Source organism: Cellulomonas endophytica, from assembly GCF_004123805.1.
GTDB lineage: Bacteria > Actinomycetota > Actinomycetes > Actinomycetales > Cellulomonadaceae > Cellulomonas > Cellulomonas endophytica.
In genome coordinates, this window is sequence record NZ_RWJX01000150.1 from 1 (window position 1) to 2,815 (window position 2,815).

Below are 2,815 nucleotides of genomic sequence, written 5' to 3' on the forward strand. Positions count from 1 at the left end.
GGGCTCGACGCGTCGTGGCCGCCGGCGGGGTCGAGGGCGGGACGGGCACCGGGCGATCCTGCCACGGGGCGTCGGGCGGCCACCGTCGCGGCGGGCCGTGCCGGCGGGGTCGCGGCGTGCCGGGCCGGGGTCGGCCCCGTCAGCCCGGCGTCCGCCCGGCGCCCGCGAGAGGTCCGGCGCCGCACCCGCGGCTCCCGCGGGTCCGCACCCGCCGCCCCGACTCGTTAGGCTGGCCGCCACAACGTCACAGGGTCGATGCCGGAACCGCTCGCCCCGGCAACGCCAAGGAGGCGGTCATGGTCGCGCCCACGTCCCTCGCGGTCCGCGAGGTGCTCGAGCCCGTCCTGGCACGGGCCGGGTTCGTGCTCGAGGACGCGACGGTCCGCCGGACGGGTGGCCGCAGCACGGTCGAGGTGGTGGTCGACCTCGCGGAGGACCAGCCGGGCGACCTCGACCTCGACCGCGTGGCGGAGGCGTCCCAGCTCGTCTCGGAGACGCTCGACGCGCACGCGGAGGTCCTGCCGGACCCGTACACGCTCGAGGTGAGCAGCCGCGGCGCGACCCGCCCCTTGACGCAGCGGCGGCACTGGGTGCGCAGCGTGGGCCGCACGGTGCGGCTCGAGCTCCTCGACGGCCGGACCGTCCTCGGGCTCCTGCGGGCCGTGGAGCTGCCGGCCACGCTCGTCGTCGTGCCGGAGGTCGACCGGGGCAAGGGGCGGCCGCCGAGGCCGGGCGCGCCGGTGACGGTGGCGCTGGAGGACGTGCGCACGGGACGCGTCGAGGTCGACCTGCGCGGGCTGGGCCCCGTGGCGGAGGACGAAGGCGCCGAGGACGGCACCTCGCCGCGCGGCGAGGGACAGGAGGACTGACGTGGACATCGACATGCAGGCGCTGCGGCTGCTGGAGCGCGAGCGCGAGATCAAGCTCGAGGTGCTCGTCTCCGCGATCGAGCAGGCCCTCCTCTCGGCGTACCAGCGCACGCCGTACGCCCACCCCCGGGCCCGGGTGCAGGTGGACCGCGCCACGGGCCACGTGACCGTGTGGGCGCAGGAGACCGTGCCGGCCGAGCGCGACGCCGAGGGCGTGGCGACGGGCCCCGACACCTACGGGCCGGAGTTCGACGACACCCCGGCCGGCTTCGGACGCATCGCCACCGCCACGGCGCGCCAGGTGATCGTGCAGCGGTTGCGCGACGCGGAGGACGACCAGGTCCTCGGCGCGTTCCGCGGCACGGAGGGCGAGCTGCTCGGCGGCGTCATCCAGCAGGGCCGCGACCCCCGCACGGTGCTCGTCGACGTCGGCGGCACGGAGGCGGTGCTGCCCGCGCACGAGCAGGTGCCCACGGAGCGCTACGTGCACGGCGAGCGTCTGCGCGCCCTCGTCGTCGAGGTCGCGCGCGGGCCCCGCGGGGCGCAGGTGACGCTCTCGCGCACCCACCCGATGCTCGTGCGCAAGCTCTTCGCGCTCGAGGTCCCCGAGGTCGCCGACGGCACCGTCGAGATCACGGCCCTCGCCCGCGAGGCCGGGCACCGCACGAAGATGGCGGTGCGTGCGAACGTCGCCGGCGTCAACGCCAAGGGCGCGTGCATCGGCCCCATGGGCGGCCGGGTGCGCGCCGTGATGTCCGAGCTCCAGGGCGAGAAGATCGACATCGTCGACCACTCCGACGACCCGGCGCAGATGGTGGCCCACGCGCTGTCGCCGGCCCGGGTGCTGTCCGTGACGGTGGTCGACGAGGCCACCCGCTCGGCCAGGGTCGTGGTGCCCGACTACCAGCTCTCGCTCGCCATCGGCAAGGAGGGGCAGAACGCCCGCCTCGCCGCCAAGCTCACGGGCTGGCGCATCGACATCCGCTCCGACGCCGCGCCGGACGGCCCGACGGACGGCCCCGGGAACGGCTCCGCGGCGGCCGGGGGTGCGCCGTCGGGCCCGGCCGCGGGCGGCCGGCCGGCGGGCCCCGGGGCCTCGTGACCCGCGGCGGGGCCGGGCGCGGTAGACTGACCCCGACCGGGCCTGGCGCCCGGCTCCCCGCACCCCCCGCCCCCGAGCACGCAGCGCCCTCAGCGCTGCCCGCACCGGGACCGCGGCGGACGTGCATCGGGTGCCGGGCGGTCGCGGAACGGTCGGCCCTGCTGAGGGTCGTCGCCCCCGAGCGGGGCGCGGACGGCACGCCGGTCGCGCTCGTGCTCGACGAGCGGCGCCGGATGCCGGGCCGAGGGGCGTGGTTGCACCCCGACCCGGACTGCCTCGAGCCGGCCCTGCGCCGGCGGGCGTTCGTCCGGGCCCTGCGTCTGCGGGGCCCGGTGGACGCCGCGGCGCTCCGGTCACGGCTCCTCGGGGCCGTGCGGCCCGACGGGTCCCCCCGGGACGCGACGCAGCAGGACCAGCAGGACCAGCACGGCACCACGCAGGACCGCACGCAGCAGCACGGCGCCGCCGGGGACCGCCCGGACGGCGACGCACGACAGGGGAAGCGGGTCGAGACGCCGATGGCCGCCCGATGAGCACGCACCGATGAGTGCGCGATGAGCACCCAGCACTAACAGCGGTCCTCCCTGCCCGGGCGGACCAGGACAGGAGAGATGTGGCCAAGGTCCGCGTCTACGAGCTCGCCAAGGAGCTCGGAGTCGACAGCAAGACCCTCATGACGAAGCTGGGGGAGCTCGGCGAGTTCGTCCGCTCGGCGTCCTCGACGATCGAGCCCCCGGTGGTCCGCAAGCTGCGGGACACCTACCCGGCCGGAGGCGGCGCCGCCGCCGGCCGTGCCCCGGCGCGCCCCGCGCCGGCCGCCCGCCCCGCGACGCCGGCCCCGGCC

Annotated in this window: 4 protein-coding genes; all 4 read left to right on the forward strand. The window is 77.6% G+C overall.

Annotated features, from left to right (window positions below; all coding sequences use genetic code 11):
* Positions 1-296: 296 nt before the first annotated feature.
* Entirely contained in the window at positions 297-869 is a 573-nt protein-coding gene (locus EJA20_RS18320) for a ribosome maturation factor RimP (RefSeq protein WP_129339933.1), read from the forward strand.
* 1 nt (position 870) lies between these two features.
* Positions 871-1,971 (forward strand): transcription termination factor NusA, encoded by a 1,101-nt coding sequence (gene nusA, locus EJA20_RS18325; RefSeq protein ID WP_129339934.1) that lies wholly within the window; start codon positions 871-873, stop codon positions 1,969-1,971.
* A complete protein-coding gene (locus EJA20_RS19885; protein WP_129339935.1) occupies positions 1,968-2,504 on the forward strand; it encodes a DUF448 domain-containing protein in 537 nt (178 codons plus the stop codon). Before nusA ends, EJA20_RS19885 begins: the two co-directional genes overlap by 4 nt.
* 80 nt (positions 2,505-2,584) lie before the next feature.
* A partial coding sequence (locus EJA20_RS18335; protein ID WP_164984070.1) for a translation initiation factor IF-2 N-terminal domain-containing protein occupies positions 2,585-2,815 on the forward strand: 231 nt, incomplete at its 3' end.